Below are 17,623 nucleotides of genomic sequence, written 5' to 3' on the forward strand. Positions count from 1 at the left end.
CGGGCCGGGGTGTCTGCCACACTCCTCGCATGGACGTTCGGGGGGATGGCCACCGGCAGGTCGGCCGTGCGGTTCCAGCGGTGGACGGCCCGGGTGCGCTCGACCCGACCGCGCCGCGGGCGCGGTTCGCCGCCCGCGAGGTGCTGTCGCTCGCTGCGGCGGTCGGCGCGGTGCAGGTGGCGCTGGCGGGGCGGTACGGGTTCCACCGGGACGAGTTGTACTTCCTGGTCGCGGGACGGCACTTGGCGTGGGGGTACACCGACCAGCCGCCGCTCACCCCGCTGTTGGCGCGGGTGTCCACGGAGCTGTTCGGCGACGGGCCCACGGGGCTGCGCGCGGTCGCGGCCCTGCTGTGCGCCGCGACCATCGTGCTGATGGCCGTGGTGGCACGGGAGTTGGGGGCGGGCCGACCCGGCCAGGTGCTGGCGGCGGCGGCCGGGGCGGTCTCCTCGATGGTGCTCGCGGTGGGCCACATGGTGACCACCGTGACCTTCGACCTGGTCGCCTGGCTGGCCGTCAGCCTCCTGCTGCTGCGGCTGCTGCGCACCGGCGACGGCCGCTGGTGGCTCGGCGTCGGCGCGGCCACCGGTGTGGCGCTGCTGAACAAGGACCTGGTGCTGCTGCTCCTCGCGGCGCTGCTCCCGGCGGTCGCGGCTGCCGGTCCGCGCCGGGTGCTGCGCGGTGCGTGGCCCGTGGCGGGGGCGCTGCTCGCGGGCGTGCTGGTGCTGCCGAACCTGTACTGGCAGGCCCGGCACGGCTGGCCGCAGCTGACGGTGGCGGCGGGCATCAGCGACAAGGACGGCCTGGCCAACCGGCTGACCTTCGTGCCGATGCAGGTGCTGTACCTGTCGCCGGTGCTGGTCCCGGTCTGGGTCGCCGGCTTCCGGCGGCTGCTGCGCGAACCGGAGCTGCGGTGGGCCAGGGCGGTCGCGTTCGGGTATCCGGTGCTCTGCGTGCTGGTGGTGGCGCTGGGCGGCAAGCCGTACTACGCGCTGCCGCTGCTGCTGGTGGTGACGGCCGCCGGGTGCGAGCCGGTCGCGCAGCGGGTGTGGGGGCCGGGCGGGGGTGCCCGGGCCCGGGTGCGGCTGCTCGGCTGGCTGCTGGTGGGCGCGCTGGTGAACGCCGTGATCACGCTGCCCGTGCTGACGGAGCGTCAACTCCCGGCGGTGACCTGGATCTACCCGGAGCAGGGCGAGCAGGTCGGTTGGCCGGAGCTGGCCGCGGCGGTCGGCGCGGGCTGGTCCGAGGTGCCGCCCGAACTGCGGTCCCGCACGGTGGTCTTCGCCAGCAACTACGGAGAGGCGGGCGCGCTCGACCGGTTCGGCGCACGGTACGGCCTGCCGCAGGCGCACTCGGGGCACATGTCCTTCGCGGACTGGGGCCCGCCGCCGGACTCGGCCACCGGCCCGGTGCTGCTGCTCCACCCGGCGCCGTACCCGCAGGTGGAGCGGTACTTCACGGACTGCCGGGTGGTCGCCCGGGTGGACAACGGGCACGGCCTGGGCAACCAGGAGCAGCACGCCCCGGTCCTGCTGTGCGCGGGCGCCGTCGCCCCGTGGTCGCAACTCTGGCCGCAGCTACGGCACTTCTACTGACGGACCGACAGGAAGGGGCACCGGCACCAGCGGCGGCTCAGTCCTGCGGCAGGGTGCGCAGTTCGGCGTCGGTGATGCCACCGGGGCACTCGCGGCTGCGCTCCCAGCCGGCCAGATCGGCGCCGGCCCGGTAGGCGGAGTCGAGGAACTCGCGGGCGGTGCGCCACGGGTCGGCGGCGGCGCGGACGTCGTCGTACGGCAGGAGGGCGAGGTGGCTGCCGTGGGAGGCCGACCACCGGGCGGCGGCGGGGCGCAGCGGGCTGGTGTCGAGTCCGGCGGGTTCGGGCGCGGTGTAGGAGTAGAAGGCGGGGGCTGGCACCTTGTCGTCGCCGAACCAGAAGCCGGCCGAGACGACCTCGCGGGAGTAGGCCTCGCGGGTGACTGCGTCGGCGGCCGGCTGGGAGGTCTCGCGGTCGGAGAAGCGGGTGACGGCGAGGTCGAAGCTGTGCCAGAACAGGTGGACGGGGCTGGTCTTGCCGGAGTAGCCGCTGGCGTACTCCTCGAGCAGCAGGCCGACCTGGCTGAGGATCCGCCAGCAGGTGGTGACGGCGGCCGGGTCGTAGCTGCGGTGTTCGTGGTCGTCGGCGAACGGCCGGTGCGCGTCGGGAAGGTCGTACGGGTAGGGGTGGCCGGGGACGATGTCGATGTCCAGGGAGATCAGCGCCCGCAGGGTGTCGCGGTAGAACGCGCCGACGGAGCGGCCGGCCAGCGGGAAGGACACCTCCCGGCCGCCGAGGGTGCGGACGTACAGGCGGTGGTCGGTGAGGTCGAAGTCGACGGTGAAGGCGTCACCGCCGCGGGTCGGGCCGGTGGGGCGGGTGGTCAGGCCGCGGCCGGTGAGGTGGAAGGCGACGTTCCACCAGTGGTTGCGGCGGGCGCTGCCGGCCAGCCGGATCTTGCCGATGATCTGCGCGAAGCGGTGCAGGGTCTCCTTGGTGTCCCGCCAGGTTTCCAGCGGCAGGGGCGGGAACAGTTCCACGGTGGCCTCCGGGTGCGCGGGCGGCGGGGGTGTCAGGGGACATCCTCGCCGCCGCGCGAGCCGCCGGGCGGCTGCGACCCGCCGGGCGGCGACTCGCCCGGCGGTTCGGGTCGGTTCTCGACGGGCCCGTCGCGTCGGTTCCCGGCGGGTCCGTCGTGGCGGTTCCCGGGCGGGGTCAGTCGCGTCCGCTGCCGGTGCCGGCCGGCAGGACGTAGCGCTGCGGGGCGGTCACGGTGTCGCGCCAGGAGAGCGCGGCGACCACCGCGGCGTGCGCCTCGGTCGGCGTCAGCTCGCAGCCGGACTCCACGGTTGCCGTCAACTCGCCGTTCTCCCAGGTGACTTCGACGTCCTTGACGGCCAGGACGGTGCGCAGCAGGTCGGCGACGGCGTCCAGGTCGACCCAGTTGCTGCCGACCTGCTGCCAGCGGCCCTTCTCGCGGCGGCCGACCGGCAGGCCGCTGAGGGCGGCGAGTTCTCCGTCGGGTCCGAGGGTGACGTTGCGCTGTCCGGCGAGGTCGATCAGGCGGAGCAGGGCGCGGGCGAAGTTCTCGGTCTCCTCGCGGTCGAGGATGTCGGGGTGGGCGTGCAGGCTGATCTCCAGGCAGCCGCTCGTGCGCCAGATGTTGATCATCAGTCGGGTGGGGAGCGGTTCGGTGGGGTACCAGACCAGGTCGGGGTCGACGGCCGGGTCGGGGCGCAGGGCGGCGATCTCCTCGGGGACGGTGCCGCTGACGTCGTTCAGGACGACGTCGCGGACGAACCGGGCGCCGCGCTGGAGGGCGGAGTCCTCGATCAGCTGCCAGATCCGTTCGGTCGCGAAGGTGGCGTGCCAGTAGCCGGAGAGGGCCTGGCCCTGGGTGCGGCCGATCAGGGTGTCGAGGTCGGGGCAGTCGGTGTCGAGGACGAGCAGGGCGTCCTGGGCGAGGGTGCCGATGTGTTCGGCGAGGCCGGGGCGGTGCCGGTTGGCGGAGAGCGCGGCCATCACCACGGTCGACCGGGCCGCCCGGTGGGCCGCCAGGGCGGCGTAACAGGCGAGCAGGACGGCCGACTTGGAGCTTCCGGTGCGCTGGACGGCGCGCTCCAGGGCGGCGGCGCCGGCCGGGGTGCGGAGGGCGAGGGTGTGGAGCATGGTGTCGACGGAGCGGACCCGGTCGTCGGCGAAGACGGCGGTGGGCTCCTCGCCGAGGATGCGTTCCCAGTGGCGGACGGCGGCGCGGGCGCGGCGCTGTCCGCCGGTGGAGCGCTCCTGCTCGGCGACCTCGATCGGGGTGGGCCCGGTGGCCGGTGGCAGTTCGCCCCCGGAGGTGAGGGTCAGCCACTCCTGGAACAGCAACCCGGTGGCGACGCCGTCGAGTTGGGCGTGGCAGACGACCACGGCGAGCAGCACGGGGCGGCCGTCGCGGGTGAGCAGGCCCAGGCGCAGCGGGAAGTCGACGGCGAGGTCGTACGGGTCGCAGCGGTTGTCCCAGCAGAACGCGTCGGCCCGGGCGGCGGCGTCCTCGTCCGCGTCGAGGGCGATCACCTCGACCGTGAACTCGCCTTCCTGGAGCTGCTGCTGGGTCTCCGGGAGCCGGTCCTCGGGCCCGGGGAAGACGGTGCGCAGGGCGGCGTGCCGCTCGGCGAGGGTGCGCAGGGCGGCGAGGCAGCGCGCCACGTCGGCGCTCTCGGGGATGATCCAGGCCGCCTGCTTGTTCAGCGAGGAGGGTTCGTTCCTCTCGCGCGAAGGCTGTTCGTTGCGCAGGCAGCGGAGCATGTTGTCCTGCCCGAAGGTGAGCGGCCCTTCGGCTCCGGGCGCCTCGGCCCGGTACCGCACCACCGTGGTGTGCATGTCCGACACTCCGTCAGTCTCCGTTCAGGGCAGTGCTGATGTACTCGGGCCAGTCGACCGGCCGGGGGCCGTGGGTGTGCAGCAGGGCGAGCGCGATCCGGTCCAGGCCGAACGCGGTGCAGGCGGTGTTGCCGCGTTCGCCGCCGGCGGTGAAGTCGAAGGCCTCGCCGAAGTGGTCCTTGTGGATGTTGGCGGAGGCGATCGCCTGCGGCAGGCCGTCGGCCACGGGCACCCGCAGTTCGAACTTCAACTCCTGGGCCCGCTGGGCGGCCTGGTAGAGCTTGCGGCCGCCGCCGAAGAACGGGTCGTCGGCGAGTTCGACGGAGGGCTTGAGGCCGAGGCCGTCCAGCCAGGCGGCGACCCGCTGCAGCCAGTGCTCGCGCCAGGCGGCGCAGTGCTCGGCGGTGCCGGCGGTGACCAGCTCGGCCATCCGGAAGGTGCGCAGGCGGCCGGGTTCGGCGGTGGCCTCCTGGCGGAAGCACTGCGCCTCGACCGAGTAGCGGACCGGCTCGGCGAGGTCGCGGCCGGTGAGCCCGGCGTAGACCGGGTAGCAGGCGGCAGGCAGCAGGACCAGGTCGGAGATCTCCTGGTCGGCGTGCCAGGCGCCGGACTCGGCGACCAGCGGGGCGAGCCGGCGCCAGTCGGCGGCGCTGCCGGTGTAGCTGTGCACGGTGCCGAGCAGCTGCGGGAAGGAGGCGGCGTAGCCGGCCCGTTCGATGGTGCGGCGGGAGATCACCGGGGGGATGGCGAGCCGGACGAAGGGTTCGTCCGCGGCCAGCCGGGCGATCGAGTCGCGCAGCGCGAGCAGCAGCTTCTCGTAGGCGGCGGGCTGGAGTTGGACGCCGGGGACATCGGTGGGGAGCGGGGTGGCGTCGTCGGGGTGGCGGTTCATGGTCTGCCTCAGGGTCGGGGCCGGCGGGCGGCGTTGGCGGGTTGCGCCGCCGGGGCGGAGGGCGCGGTGGCGTGGTCCGGCTCGGTGCGCGAGGTGGCCCGGGGGTCGGTGTGCGGCCGGGTCGGCGGGTAGGTGCGCAGCTGCGGGTCGAGGTGGTGGGCGCCGCGGCGGGCGAGGGCGGCCCGGTGGCCGGGCGGCGCGGGCAGGTCGGTGACGGTGCACGGTCCGAGCGGTCCGGTGAGCAGGTGCGGCCCGGGGGTGAGCGGCCCGGCGGGGGTGCGCAGCCCGTCGGCGAGGCGGCCTCCGAAGGCCTTGGTGTACGCCTCCTTGCGGGTCCAGCGGACGGTGAACTCCGCTGCCCCCTCGCCGGTTTCGCCCTGCGGGAAGTAGCGGTGGGCGAGTCGGGCGGCGGCGCCGTCGGCGGGGACGGGTTCCAGGTCGACGCCGACCGGGTCGAGCCGTCCGCCGTCCGCCGGGGCGAGGGCGAACAGCGCCCACCCGCCGCTGGTGCTCAGGTTGACGCTCCACTCCCTTTCCAGGCCGACCGCTTCGGGTCGGCCGTGGGGTCCGCGCCGCCAGCGCACCCGTTCGGGCGGCAGGTCGGCGGCGGCGGCGGTGAGCTGCCGGGCGACGGCGTGCGCGGCGATGAAGCGGTGGCGTTGCGGTCCGGCGGGGGTGCGGGCGGCCCGATCACGCTCGTCGGGGTCGAGAAACTCGTAGAGCGCGCGGGCCTGTTCGGCCTCGACGTCGGCCGGGATCAGCCATACCTCGATCACCGGCGCTCCCCTGCCGGCCCCCAGCAGGCGAGGTCGAGTTCGCCGGTCTCCGGTTCCCAGTCGGCCAGCGCCAGCGGGCGGTCGGCGAGCAGCGGATCGGCGAGCGCCGCGCCGAGGGCCGCCCAGCCGCCGGTGTACGGGTTGCCCGCGCGAGCCCGCCGGATCTCCGTCCCGTCCACGCCGGCGAGCCCGGCCAGCCCGGGGCCGAACAGCAGTGCGACGTCCGGGGGCAGCTCGCGGCACCAGGCGTGCACTCGCGCCTCGACCTGATCAGCCGTCACATCGCGTGCGCAGTCCAGGAGTTGCAGCGGACGGCCAGCCTGCTCTTCCTCCCACAGCAACGCGGCGGCCGAATGCCGGTCGGGCAGCCGGGCCGGGCGGTGCGGGCGGTGGTGCAGGTCGGCCTGCTCGACCGCGATCAGCAGGACGCGCCGCGCCCCCGCGGTGCGGGCGTAGGCGTCGGCGATCCGCAGCGCGGTGAAGCCGCCGCCGGCGCCCTCGTCGCACAGCGCGAAGGACAGCGGCTCGCCCGGGCAGACGCCGCTGAGGTGGACGGCGACGGCCTGGCCGGGCCGGACGTCCGGAGTGGCGTACACCAGGACCAGCAGGTCCACCGGGCGGGTGGCGTCCACCAGGTGGTGCACGGCCTGCTCGGCGAGGGCCGCGTATGACTGGCCGCGGGCGCCGCCGAGGTTGTCCTCGTCCAGGGCCAGCCCGTACGGTCCGGCCAGGTCGGCGGTGAAGGTGCGCAGGTCGGGGTCGGCGGCGAGCGGGGAGTCTCCGGTCAGGTCGAGGGCGTGCGCGGTGGTCAGGCGCAGCGGGGAGCCGCTGCGGGGCAGGGTGCGGTCGGGAAGCGGTCCGCGGACGCGCACGCTCAGTCCTCGGCGATGACGTGTCCGGCGACGAAGCCCGCCAGGGTGCCGACCGAGCGCAGGTCGTCCTGGTCGATCCCCTCGACGTCGATCTGCACGTCGAGGTGGTCCTCGAGTTCCAGGATGAGTTCCAGGGTGGCGGCGGAGGTCAGCCCGACCTCGTCGAAGAGGCAGGCGTTCTCGCCGACCTCGGGCAGTTCCTTCTTGAGCACCCGGGGCAGCAGCAGCAGGATCCCGTCGAGCGCGCGGGCGCGCAGCTCGGGGTCGGCGGCGGAGTCGACGTCGGCAGCGGCTTCGGTACCGGCAGCGGTTTCGGCAACGGTGGAGTCGGTCATGGCGATTCCCAATCCGGCCGGGCCCAACTGGTGGGCACGGCCTGATGATTCACAAGGCGGCGAGGCGGCGTGACGGCGGCGCGGTCGGCGCGCCGGGCACCGCGGCACGTGCGGAGGCGGTGGGCCTCAGTGCTGCAGCACCATGGCGGCGAAGGTCGCACCGAGTCCGGACGCGGCCACCAGGTAGCGGTCGCCGCGGCGGAGCAGGCCACGCGTGGTGGCGGTGTGGTGGTTGAGCAGGACGTCGGCGGCGAAGCTGTGCCCCACCGCGGGGACGTTGTCCAGCACCACCCGCTCGGGCGGGAACCCGGTCAGGCGGCAGATCCGTTTCCAGGAGACCTGGTTGACGTTGTGCGGAAGCAGCAGCCGGATCGACTCCCAGGTCTCGCCGGCTTCCTTGAGTGCGGCTTCCATCACGCCGACCACCAGCTCCGGGTAGCTGCGCTGATAGCGCTCCAGCAGCTCCGGATCGTCGGCGAATCGCCCGTCGAATTCGCCGTGCTGGTCGACCGCGTAGGACAGCACGCGGTCGCGTTCGCCTTCGGCTCGCACCAGGCAGGCGGCCGCCCCCTCGCCGAACAGGGCGGTGTCCGGGACGAGTCGGGCGTCCCGGGTGAAGGTCTTCTCGCCCGCCAGGATCAGCGCCATCGCCTCGGGGTCGGGATCTGCCGCCAGCAGCCGACCGGCCACGTCCAGGGCCAGCAGGGAGCCGGCGCAGGCGTGGTGGGTGATGGTGAAGGCACGCGCATGGTCCAGCCCCAGACGGCCGAGCAGTTCGTGCAGCGGGTTGTGCGGGTAGGGCGCCGCGATCGGCAGGCTGCGCGCGTGCAGCACGTACTTCACCCGGTGTTCGCGGCCGCGCAGTTCGGTCAGGGCCGACGCCGCTGCCGTGAGCAGATCGGTCAGGTCGCCGTCCGGGTCCAGGCGGACCTGGTCGAGTCCGTGGAACCGGCGGAACAGCTTGACCTGACGATCGGTCAGCCCGAGGCGCGCTCCGACCAGTTCGATCGGTTCGGCGACGGGCGGCAGGTGGACGGCGACTGCCTCCAGAGCGGTCACGCGGGCTAGTATTCCGTCGCCTCCCCGGCCCGCACAAGAGATCACCGGGGCTTCCTTCGCACCGCCTGCGCCGGACCTTCACCGCTCCCCCGTCGTTTGCACACGACGAACGCAGGCGCCGCACCGCCGCCGCCCAACACCTCTCGCCCGTCCGCCCGTTGACCCGCGCCGCGAAATCCGGCGCCGTCCGGAGGGAGCCGTCGTGGCCTCCGTGGAAACCGCCGTCGACCGTCCGCTGCGCTGCCTGGTGGTGGTCCCGCCGCTGGCCGGGCACCTGCTGCCGGCCCGGGCGCTGGCCCTGGAGTGGGAGCTGCAGGGCCATGAACTCTGCTGGGTGGGGCCGGAGTCGGCGCTGCGGCCGGTGCTGGGGCCGGACGCCGTGGTGCACCCGACCGGCGCCCGGGTGTTCCGGGAGCAGGCGGCGGGCGGCGCGGCGGCGGTGCGCTCACTGTGGGAGGGCTTCGTCGCGCCGTACACCCGGTTCACGCTGCGCGCGGTGGAGCGGGCGATCGCCGAGTGGCGGCCCGACGTGGTGCTGGCCGACCAGCACAGTCCGGCGGGCGCGCTGGCCGCGCAGAAGGCCGGGGTGCCCTGGGCCTCGTTCGCCCCGTCCTCGCTGGAGATCGGCCGACCGCTGGACGACGACCGGGAGTTGACGGCGTGGCTGGACGGGGTGCTGCACGGTCTGTGGGAGCGGGCCGGGCTGCCCGCCGACCGGTTCACCGACCCGCGGTTCTCGCCCGACCTGGTGATCGCGCCGACCTGCGCGGAGCTGGTCGGCCTGCCGGCCGTGCCGACGCAATACGCGCTGGTCGGACCGCTGCTCGCCGGTCGCCCGGAACTCCCGTTCCCCTGGGAGCTGCTGGACCCGGACCGACGCCGGGTGCTGGTCACCATGGGCACCCTGTCGGCCGAGGTGGCGGGCGACTTCCACCGCCGGGTGGCCGCCGCGCTGGCCGAACTCCCGGACGTCCAGGCGGTGGTGGCGGCCCCCGGGGACGCCGCACTGCCGCCCGGGTCGATCGCCCTGGACCGGGTTCCGGTGCTGGAACTGCTTGAGCGCGGGGCGGTGGACGCCGTACTGTGCCACGGCGGGATGAACACCGTGGGCGAATCCCTGGTCCACGGGCGGCCGTTGGTGGTCGCCCCGATCCGGCACGACCAGCCCGTGACCGCCGCACGGCTCGCCGCCCTCGGCGCCGCCGTCCAGGTGGACTTCGCCACCGCCACCCCCCACCAGCTGCACGCAGCGCTGTCGGCCGCTCTGACGCGGCCCGAGATCGGCGCCGCCGCACGCCTGTTGGGCCGTCAACTGCTCGACGGCGGCGGCGCGGTGGCCGCGGTCGAACGCCTGGAGCGGTTCGCGCGCGCACCGCGCTGAACCCGTCCCGCCATCTGGTCCAGACCATTGTCGGCAGACCGGCTCGGGCCCTAGGGTCTGCTCCGGCATCCGATCCCAACCGACCACAGGAGTCCGGGTTGATCGTGACCAAGGGGCTGCGCAAGTCCTTCCAGCCCCGCCGCGGTACCGCTGTCGACGCGGTTCGCGGCATCGACCTGCACGTCGAGGAGGGCGAGATCTACGGCCTCCTCGGCCCGAACGGCGCGGGCAAGACCACCACCCTGCGCATGCTCGCCACCCTGCTCACCCCCGACGGCGGCGACGCCTCGGTGGCCGGCGCGGACCTGCTCCGCGAGCCCGGCGAGGTCCGCCGCCGGATCGGCTACGTCGCGCAGGGCGGCGGCACCACCGACAACGCCTCCGCCCGCGAGGAACTCGTCCTGCAGGCCCGGATGTACGGCATCGGCAAGGCCGAGGCCGTCCAGCGCGCCGAGCACGGCCTGGCCGCCTTCGACCTGGGCGAGTTCGGCGACCGCCTCTGCAAGACCTACTCGGGCGGCCAGCGCCGCCGCCTCGACCTCGCCCTCGGCGTGGTGCACCGCCCCAAGGTGCTCTTCCTCGACGAGCCCACCGTCGGACTCGACCCGCGCAGCCGCGCCCAGGTGTGGGCCGAGGTCCGCCGCCTGCGCGAGGACGGCATGACCGTGCTGCTGACCACCCACTACCTGGACGAGGCCGACGCGCTCTGCGACCGGATCGGCATCGTCGACCACGGCGGCATCGTCAACGAGGGCACCCCCGAGCAGCTCAAGCAGGAGATCTCCGGCGACGCCGTCACCATCGGCCTGCCCGGCGACGGCGACACCGCCCGAGCCGAGCGCGCCCTCGCCGAACTCCCCTGCGTGCAGCGGCTGGAGAGCCTGCCGGGCGAGGACGGCCTGCGCCTGCACGTGGACTCCGCGGCCACCGCCATCCCGCAGCTGCTGCGCGCGCTGGCCGCGGCCGGCCTGGAGCCGGAGCACGTCCAGCTGCAGCGCCCGAGCCTGGACGACGTCTTCCTGGCACTCACCGGCCGCCCGCTGGTGCACAGCTGACCTCCTGCGGCCGATGCCGCCCGGCTGACCCTGCGTCAGCGCCGTCAGCCCTCGATCCTTCCCGACGCCCCGTGAGGTCCCCGTGAAGCTCGCCCGCGACACCTGGCTGGTCTACCAGCGCCAACTGCTCCTGATGGCCCGCTCCCCCACCTGGCTCGCCGTCGGGCTGCTCCAGCCCTTCACCTACCTGCTGCTGTTCGCACCGCTGCTGACCTCGGCGCTGGCCGCCTCCGGAGCGCACAGCACCGCCGACGCCTACCGCATCTACGTGCCGGGCCTGCTCTCCGCGCTCGCCGTGATGGGCGGCCTGTTCACCGGCTTCACGCTGCTCGGCGAGCTGCACGCCGGCATCATCGAGCGCTCCCGGGTCACCCCGGTCAGCCGGGTCGCCCTGCTGCTCGGCCGGGCCCTGCGGGAGACCACCGCGCTGCTCGTCCAGTCGGTGATCATCGCGGTGCTGGCCATCCCGTTCGGCTTGACCGTCTCCTTCACGGACCTGCTGCTGGCCCTCGCGCTGCTCGCCCTGATGGCGATGATGGCCTCCTCGGTCTCCTACGGGCTGGCCCTGCTGGTGCCCACGGACGCCGCCCTCGGCCCCGTCGTCAACACCATCGCCCAGCCGCTCGCCCTGCTCTCCGGCACCCTGCTGCCGATCGCGCTCGCCCCCGCCTGGCTGCGGACCGCCGCCTCCTGGAACCCCTGCTACTGGGCCGTCGAAGGCATGCGCGAACTCTTCGCCGGACACCTCGACGCCCCCGCGGTCTGGCGCGGCCTGCTGCTGACCGCCCTGATGACCGTCCTCGCCGTGGCCTGGTCCGCCCGCCTCTTCGCCCAACGCGTCCGCTGACCCGCCGCCCGTGACGGCGCATGCCGAGCAGGGGCCGGGCACCCAGCCCGACCCCTGCTCGCTGCGCCGTCCTACCGGCCGTCCGCCCCGCCGGCCGGCAGCCTGGTGTGCACGTACGCGGCCAGTCGCCGTACGCCGTCGGTGATCTGCTCCGGCGTCAGGTAGGAGCAGGACAGCCGCAGGCGGTGCTCGCCGCCGCCGTCCGGGTAGAAGCCGGACATCGGGGTCCACAGCACGCCGTACTCCCGCGCGCAGGCGTCCAGGGCCTGCTCGTCGGCCTGGAACGGGACGGTCAGCACCGCGAAGAAGCCGCCCTCCGGGGCGTTCCAGGTGAGGCCGGGGGTGTGCCGGAAAGCCTTTTCCAACTCCGTCAGCAGCAGCTCCATGTTGGCCGCGTAGAACCGGCGGGCGGGCTCGTTGGCGGCCCGCAGGCCGCCGCGCAGCAGCATCCCGCCGATCACCGCCTGGCTGAGCGCCGAGGTGTTCACGGTGGTCATGCTCTTCAGCTTGGCCAGCTCGTCGGCGAGCAGCCCGAGCCGCCCGTCCGGGCCGATCACCTGCTGGTCGGCGACGACGTAGCCGACCCGGGCGCCGGGGAAGCAGGTCTTCGCGAACGAGCCGAGGTAGACCACCCGCCGCCCGTCGCCGTCCAGCGCCTTCAGCGTGGGCCGGGCCTGGGCGGTGCGGCCGAAGAAGCCGTACGGGTTGTCCTCGATCAGCAGCAGCCCGGCCTCCTCGGCGACCTCCAGCAGCCGCTTGCGGGCGTCGAGGCCCATGCTGGCGCCGCTCGGGTTGGCGAAGTCCGGGACCACGTAGCAGGCCCGCGGCCGCTTCCCGGCGGCCCGCAGCTCGCGGACGGCCGCGGCCAGCGCCTCCGGGTCGAGGCCGCCGTCCGGGCCGGCCTCGGGGACCGGACGGACCGTCAGGTCGAGCAGCCGCGCCGCACCGGTCACCCCGACGTAGCAGGGCGAGGAGACGAGCAGCACGTCGTCCGGGTCCGCGCACAGCGCGCGCAGCACCAGCAGCATGCCCTCCTGCGCGCCGACGGTGACCACCAGCGCCTCCGGGTCCACCGCCAGCTCCTCGTCGGCGGCCAGCGCGGCCGCGATCAGCGGCGCGATCAGCCCCTTGGTGCGCCCGTACTGGAACACCTCCTGCCGGACCCGGCTCTCCGTCAGGCCGCGCTCCTCGCGCAGGTGCCGCAGGTAGGCGTCCAGGTGGCGGGGGATCTCCGCGGGGTCGAAGAACTCCTCGTACGGGCGACCGGGTGCGAAGGAGACCGCGTCGGGGTAGCGGCCGGTGACCTCGTTGAGGAAGGTCATCGCGTCCAGCAGCGGATCCGAGAGCGAGCCGTGCAGCTCCGCCAGCCGCAGCGGGCCGCTCACGGCCGCCCCGCCCCGGCGCGGTCCGCGGGCGCGCTCTCGAAGGCCGCCACCAGGCGCTGCGCGGCGTACCGTTGGGCGGCCCGGCCGTCGTCCAGGACGCCCGGCATGGCGAAGAAGCCGTGCGGCATCCCGGCGTAGCGGCGCAGTTCGACGGGGACGCCGGCGGCGCGCAGCTTCCCGGCGTACTCCTCGCCCTCGTCGCGCAGCGGGTCGTACTCGGCGGTGATCACGGTGGCGGGCGGCAGGCCGGCGTGGTCGGCGGCGCGCAGCGGGGAGGCGAGCGGGTCGTCGGCGTCGGCGGGGTCGGCGAGGTAGTGCGACCAGTACCAGGCGACCGAGTGCCGGTTGAACAGCAGCGGGTCCGCCGGGCCGGACGGCGCGTCAGAGCCCGGCCGGTGGTCGGTGTTCGGGTACACGAGCAGTTGGTGGACGAGCGCGGGTCCGCCGCACTCGCGGGCGAGCAGGGTGAGTGCGGCGGCCAGGTTCCCGCCCGCGCTGTCGCCGCCGACGGCGATCCGTGCGGGGTCGATGCCGAGTTCGGCGGCGTGTCCGGCGGTCCACTCCAGTGCGGCGTGGCAGTCCAGGACGGCGGCGGGGAAGCGGTGTTCGGGGGCGTGCCGGTAGCCGACGGCGAGGACGGAGCAGCCGGCGGCGTTGGCGAGGGCTCGGCAGATCGGGTCGCCGGTCTCCAGCGAGCCGAGCGCCCAGCCGCCGCCGTACAGGTACAGCAGGGCGGGGCGGGCGGTGGCGGGCGGGGCCTGCTTGGGCCGGTAGTGCCGCATGGTGAGCGGTCCGGCGGGGCCGTCGACGGTGAACTCCTCGACGCTGCCGACCTCTTCGCGGGCGCCGGTGGCGGCCCGCAGGTCGGCGAGGTCGGCGGCGCGGGCCTGCTCGAGGGTGAGGGTGTAGAGCGGCGGGGTGCCGGCGGCGGCGCGGCGGGCGCGCATCGCCTCGGCCTGCGGGTGCAGCGGCATCAGTGTCCGGCTCCCGGGGCGAGGGCCTCCAGGTAGATCGACTCGTCCTTGCGGAAGGCGGTGTCCAGGTCGGCGACGTCGGGGCGGGCGCCGGTCTGGAACTCCCGCCGCTCGATGGTGAATCCGGCGTACCCGGCGCGCTCGAGGACGTGCCGCAGTTCGGCTTCGTCGTAGATCCAGCGGTGGCCGAAGTGGTAGAAGATCTGGTTCAGCATGAAGGCGCGCCGCTCGGGCATCGGCGGGCCGACCCGCATGGTGCGCAGCCGGCGGCGGTGGCGGGCGAAGAAGCTCTCGCGTTCGTCGAGGTAGCCGTGGATGTAGCGGGCCAGGTCGGGGGTGGTGAGCCGGAGCAGGCCGCCGGGGCGCAGGACGCGGCGGACCTCGCCGAGCCAGTGCACCGCGACGGCGAGCGGGACGTGCTCGATGAGGTGCTCGGCGTACACCCAGTCGACGCTGTGGTCGGCGAACGGGAGCGGCTGCGAGATGTCGAGCTGGGTGAACAGGCTGCTGCCGTCGACCCGGTAGACCGGTCCGGGCTTGGTCGCGTCGGTGTCGCTGTGCAGGCCGACCAGGTCGGTGCCGAGCCCGGCCGGGTGGCGGGTGCGGAACGCGGCGAACTCCAGGCCGGTCACCCCCAGCTGCTGGAAGTCCTGGTGGCTGTGCGGGAGTTCCTCCCGGACCTGCTCCAGGCTCTCGCACCGGGCCAGGTTCTCGGTGAACGCGTCGGTGCGCGCGGTCAGCCCCTCCGGGTCCTCCCAGTCCCAGCCGGCGAACAGCGACTCGGCGGTGGCGGCAGGTGCGGCGGGGTCGGGGTGTGCGGTCGCCACGGGATCCTCTCGTTGTACGTGAAGGTCGAGCACGAAGGTGGTGCGCAAGCTCTGGGTGGATCGCCCACGGCGGGTGGGCAGAACCACCTACAGCCGATCTGACGCTACGTCAGCGATTGCGGCGGCCAGGGCGCGAGCGCGGTGCGGTCCAGGTCGGCCAGGGTCGGACGGCCGCCGAGCACCATGGTGTCGAGCAGTTCCTCGCGCAGCAGGTCGAGCACGGCGCGGGCGCCGTGCTCGCCGCCGTGGGCGAGTCCCCACAGCACGGGCCGCCCGATCAGGGCGGCGCGGGCGCCGAGGGCGAGGGCTTTGGCGAGGTCGGCGCCGTGGCGCAGGCCGCCGTCGACCAGCACGGGGTAGCCGGCCGGGACGGCGGCGACCACCTCGGGGAGGGCGGCGAGCGCGGGCGGGGTGCCGTCGAGCTGGCGGCCGCCGTGGTTGGAGACGATGAGCGCGTCCACGCCGTGCTCGACGGCGAGCCGGGCGTCCTCGGCGGTGAGCACGCCCTTGAGCACCAGCGGCAGCGGGGTCCGCTCGCGCAGCCAGGCCAGGTCGGCCCAGCTCAGCCCGGGGTCGAACTGCTGCCGGGAGTGTTCCTCGATGCCGGAGGTACCGGCGGCGGAGTGTCCGGCGCCGGTGGTGAGTTCGGCGGCCAGGTTGGCGGCGGTGAGGCCGGGCGGCAGTGCGAAGGCGTTGCGCAGGTCGCGCAGCCGGCGGCCGACCTTGGGGGCGTCGACGGTGAGCACCAGCGCCTGGTAGCCGGCCTGTTCGGCGCGTCGGACCAGCGCCGTCAGGGCGCCGCGTTCGCGCAGCCAGTACAGCTGGAGCCAGCGCGGTGCGTCGGGCGCGGCGGCGGCGATCTCTTCCAGGGTGCGGCCCGCGAAGATGCTGGTGACCAGCAGCGCGCCGGCCGCGGCGGCGGCCCGGGCGGTGGCCACTTCGCCGTCCGGGTGGGCGAGTTGGTGGTAGGCCATCGGCGCGACGCCGTACGGGGCGGCGAGCGTGGCGCCGAGCAGTTCGGTGCGGCAGTCCGGCGCGGAGACGTCCACCAGGACGCGCGGGCGCAGGACGTGTCGGCGGAACGCGGCGCGGTTGGCCCGGCTGGTCCACTCGCGGCCGGCTCCGCCTTCGAAGAAGTCCCAGATCGCGGCGGGTAGTCGGGCTTTCGCCAGCGCGCCGTGCTCCGCCAGCGTGAGCGGAACCATCGCCTCCAAGCCTCCTGATGGTCAGTCAACTGGTCCGGAAACGTTGGACAGCGTAGGGGCCATCCGGCCACTGGTATAGACCTTGACCCTTGATGGACTCCCGTGCAAAGGTCGGGGCCGACGGGGGTTCGACACTGAAGCATCACAACTTCTCGACCCATGCTTCCCTTTTCGAGCGCGCGGAGTTGCGTTGACGCTTACCCCAACTCCTGGGCGCGACCACACGGTTGTCGCGACCTGGGTGGACCAGCAGTTACTCGCCGGACCGGACGGCGAACCGTGTCTGCGCTTCGGCGCTCCGGTGGACCGCGGCGCCCTGCGCGCCCTGGTGGCCGAGCGGCAGCGGCAGTTGGCCGCGGCGGGTCTCGGCGAGCGGGGCGTGGCCGCGCTGCGGCTGGCGCCGTCGCTGGACTTCGCCGCCGTCCTGCTCGCGGTCTGGCGCTCCGGCGGCCAGGCGGTCCTGCTGGACCACCGGCTGACCGCCGCCGAGGTGGACCGGGCGCTGGAGCGGCTGAACCCGCGGGTGCTGGTCGAACTCATCGACGGCGAGCTGCAGTTCCGCACCCTCGCGGCCGACGCGCCGGAGGCCGGCGGGCATGCGCTGGTGCAGTTGAGCTCCGGCTCGACCGGCCCGTCCAAGGTGATCGCCCGCACCGCGGCCGATCTGCTGCGCGAACTCGACTGCTACGCCCGGCTGCCGGAGTTCCCGGCGCGCGGCGAGCGCACCGTGCTGCTGTCCTCCACGGTCCACGTGCTGGGCCTGGTCGGCGGGCTGCTGCACGCCCTGCACGCCGGGGTGGAGCTGGTGGTGCCGGAGCGGATGACGCCGAGCGGCATCCTGGCGGCCGTCGCCGCCGGGCCGGCACCGACCACCGTGATCGGCGTGCCGTTCCACGCCGAGCTGCTGGCCGCGGTCGCCGCTCCCCCGCCGCTGCCGCAGCTGCGCCGGATGATCGTGGCCGGCGAACTGGTCCGCCCGCACCTGCCGGAGGCGTTCCGCGCCCGGTACGGGGTGCCGCTGGGCACCATGTACGGGATGACCGAGGTCGGCGTGATCGCGACCGACCTGACGGGCCGTCACCATCCTGCGGTGGCACCGGTGCACGGCCTGGAGCTCAGTGTCGAGGGCGGCGAACTGCACATCGCCCGCGCGCACTCCCCCTACCTCGGCCTGACCGATCCGACCCGCTGGTCGGACGGCCTGCTGCACACCCGCGACGCGGCCCTGCTCGACCCGGCGACCGGCCTGGTCACGGTGCTCGGCCGACGCGACTCCCAGATCTCCATCGGCGGTCTCAAGGTCGACCTCAACGAGGTCGAGCAGACCCTCGCCGGGCTCCCCGGCGTGGTCGAGGCCGTGGTGGTCTTCGCCGACGGCGCGATCGAGGCGTATGCCGCGACCGCCGACGGCGTCTCCTGCCCGCCGTCCCGACCGGGCGGCGCCGCCGAGCAGTTGCGCGAACTGCTCGGCAAACAACTGGCGGGCTACAAGCTGCCCCGCCGCCTGCACGTGTTGCCGCAACTGCCCCGGACCGCCACCGGGAAGCTGCTGCGGGACGCCGCCGCCCTGCGCCGACAGGCCGACGACGCCCGCTGATCCCCCCTTCATCCGG

General features: G+C 74.5%; 16 protein-coding genes. 5 read left to right on the forward strand and 11 right to left on the reverse strand.

The features are described from left to right. Window positions 1–29: 29 nt before the first annotated feature. Window positions 30–1,595 (forward strand): glycosyltransferase family 39 protein, encoded by a 1,566-nt coding sequence (locus ACWD4U_RS14720; protein WP_363448973.1) that lies wholly within the window; start codon window positions 30–32, stop codon window positions 1,593–1,595. Between the two features lie 37 nt (window positions 1,596–1,632). Here ACWD4U_RS14720 and ACWD4U_RS14725 read toward each other — a convergent pair whose 3' ends face one another. The 7 genes from ACWD4U_RS14725 to ACWD4U_RS14755 form a co-directional block, all read right to left on the reverse strand. Further along, window positions 1,633–2,574 (reverse strand): DUF5996 family protein, encoded by a 942-nt coding sequence (locus ACWD4U_RS14725; RefSeq protein WP_363448971.1) that lies wholly within the window; start codon window positions 2,572–2,574, stop codon window positions 1,633–1,635. A 175-nt stretch (window positions 2,575–2,749) separates the two neighbouring features. After that, window positions 2,750–4,402, reverse strand: a complete 1,653-nt coding sequence (locus ACWD4U_RS14730) for a condensation domain-containing protein (protein WP_363449334.1) — start codon at window positions 4,400–4,402, stop codon at window positions 2,750–2,752. 13 nt (window positions 4,403–4,415) lie between these two features. After that, a complete protein-coding gene (locus ACWD4U_RS14735; protein WP_363448969.1) occupies window positions 4,416–5,294 on the reverse strand; it encodes a class-II aminoacyl-tRNA synthetase family protein in 879 nt (292 codons plus the stop codon). Between the two features lie 8 nt (window positions 5,295–5,302). Continuing rightward, window positions 5,303–6,070, reverse strand: coding sequence for a 4'-phosphopantetheinyl transferase family protein (locus ACWD4U_RS14740; protein WP_363448967.1), 768 nt, complete (start codon window positions 6,068–6,070; stop codon window positions 5,303–5,305). Then, window positions 6,067–6,942 carry a hypothetical protein gene (locus ACWD4U_RS14745; protein ID WP_363448965.1) on the reverse strand — a complete coding sequence of 292 codons (876 nt, stop codon included), beginning with the start codon at window positions 6,940–6,942 and terminating at the stop codon, window positions 6,067–6,069. The genes ACWD4U_RS14740 and ACWD4U_RS14745 overlap by 4 nt, the downstream gene beginning before the upstream one ends. 2 nt (window positions 6,943–6,944) lie before the next feature. Next, entirely contained in the window at window positions 6,945–7,277 is a 333-nt protein-coding gene (locus tag ACWD4U_RS14750) for an acyl carrier protein (RefSeq protein ID WP_363448963.1), read from the reverse strand. Between the two features lie 126 nt (window positions 7,278–7,403). Beyond that, window positions 7,404–8,336, reverse strand: a complete 933-nt coding sequence (locus ACWD4U_RS14755) for a 3-oxoacyl-[acyl-carrier-protein] synthase III C-terminal domain-containing protein (RefSeq protein ID WP_363448961.1) — start codon at window positions 8,334–8,336, stop codon at window positions 7,404–7,406. Window positions 8,337–8,538: 202 nt separating this feature from the next. Between ACWD4U_RS14755 and ACWD4U_RS14760 the strand changes: the two genes are divergently transcribed. From ACWD4U_RS14760 to ACWD4U_RS14770, 3 genes are all read left to right on the forward strand, one after another. Beyond that, entirely contained in the window at window positions 8,539–9,717 is a 1,179-nt protein-coding gene (locus ACWD4U_RS14760; RefSeq protein ID WP_363448959.1) for a glycosyltransferase, read from the forward strand. 104 nt (window positions 9,718–9,821) lie between these two features. Beyond that, window positions 9,822–10,772 carry an ATP-binding cassette domain-containing protein gene (locus tag ACWD4U_RS14765; protein ID WP_363449332.1) on the forward strand — a complete coding sequence of 317 codons (951 nt, stop codon included), beginning with the start codon at window positions 9,822–9,824 and terminating at the stop codon, window positions 10,770–10,772. 82 nt (window positions 10,773–10,854) lie between these two features. Then, window positions 10,855–11,619: an ABC transporter permease gene (locus ACWD4U_RS14770; protein WP_363448957.1), complete on the forward strand. Its 765-nt coding sequence runs from the start codon at window positions 10,855–10,857 to the stop codon at window positions 11,617–11,619. A gap of 71 nt (window positions 11,620–11,690) precedes the next feature. Here ACWD4U_RS14770 and ACWD4U_RS14775 read toward each other — a convergent pair whose 3' ends face one another. The 4 genes from ACWD4U_RS14775 to ACWD4U_RS14790 form a co-directional block, all read right to left on the reverse strand. Then, window positions 11,691–13,004 (reverse strand): aminotransferase-like domain-containing protein, encoded by a 1,314-nt coding sequence (locus ACWD4U_RS14775; RefSeq protein WP_363448955.1) that lies wholly within the window; start codon window positions 13,002–13,004, stop codon window positions 11,691–11,693. Continuing rightward, window positions 13,001–13,978, reverse strand: coding sequence for an alpha/beta hydrolase (locus tag ACWD4U_RS14780; protein WP_363448953.1), 978 nt, complete (start codon window positions 13,976–13,978; stop codon window positions 13,001–13,003). The genes ACWD4U_RS14775 and ACWD4U_RS14780 overlap by 4 nt, the downstream gene beginning before the upstream one ends. Further along, window positions 13,978–14,805: a class I SAM-dependent methyltransferase gene (locus tag ACWD4U_RS14785; protein WP_363448951.1), complete on the reverse strand. Its 828-nt coding sequence runs from the start codon at window positions 14,803–14,805 to the stop codon at window positions 13,978–13,980. The genes ACWD4U_RS14780 and ACWD4U_RS14785 overlap by 1 nt, the downstream gene beginning before the upstream one ends. A 104-nt stretch (window positions 14,806–14,909) precedes the next feature. Further along, complete coding sequence (locus ACWD4U_RS14790; RefSeq protein WP_363448950.1) at window positions 14,910–16,010, reverse strand: alpha-hydroxy acid oxidase; 1,101 nt, start codon at window positions 16,008–16,010, stop codon at window positions 14,910–14,912. Between the two features lie 241 nt (window positions 16,011–16,251). Between ACWD4U_RS14790 and ACWD4U_RS14795 the strand changes: the two genes are divergently transcribed. After that, window positions 16,252–17,607 (forward strand): class I adenylate-forming enzyme family protein, encoded by a 1,356-nt coding sequence (locus tag ACWD4U_RS14795; RefSeq protein WP_363448949.1) that lies wholly within the window; start codon window positions 16,252–16,254, stop codon window positions 17,605–17,607. Window positions 17,608–17,623: the final 16 nt, after the last annotated feature.

It is taken from the genome of Kitasatospora sp. NPDC002522, assembly GCF_053595195.1.

Excerpts from the sequence above, each read along its gene's own strand:
- ACWD4U_RS14720 (WP_363448973.1), top strand. The coding sequence starts at position 30 with ATGGACGTTCGGGGGGATGGCCACCGGCAGGTCGGCCGTGCGGTTCCA.
- ACWD4U_RS14730 (WP_363449334.1), bottom strand. The coding sequence starts at position 4,402 with ATGCACACCACGGTGGTGCGGTACCGGGCCGAGGCGCCCGGAGCCGAA.
- ACWD4U_RS14735 (WP_363448969.1), bottom strand. The coding sequence starts at position 5,294 with ATGAACCGCCACCCCGACGACGCCACCCCGCTCCCCACCGATGTCCCC.
- ACWD4U_RS14750 (WP_363448963.1), bottom strand. The coding sequence starts at position 7,277 with ATGACCGACTCCACCGTTGCCGAAACCGCTGCCGGTACCGAAGCCGCT.
- ACWD4U_RS14780 (WP_363448953.1), bottom strand. The coding sequence starts at position 13,978 with ATGCCGCTGCACCCGCAGGCCGAGGCGATGCGCGCCCGCCGCGCCGCC.
- ACWD4U_RS14790 (WP_363448950.1), bottom strand. The coding sequence starts at position 16,010 with ATGGTTCCGCTCACGCTGGCGGAGCACGGCGCGCTGGCGAAAGCCCGA.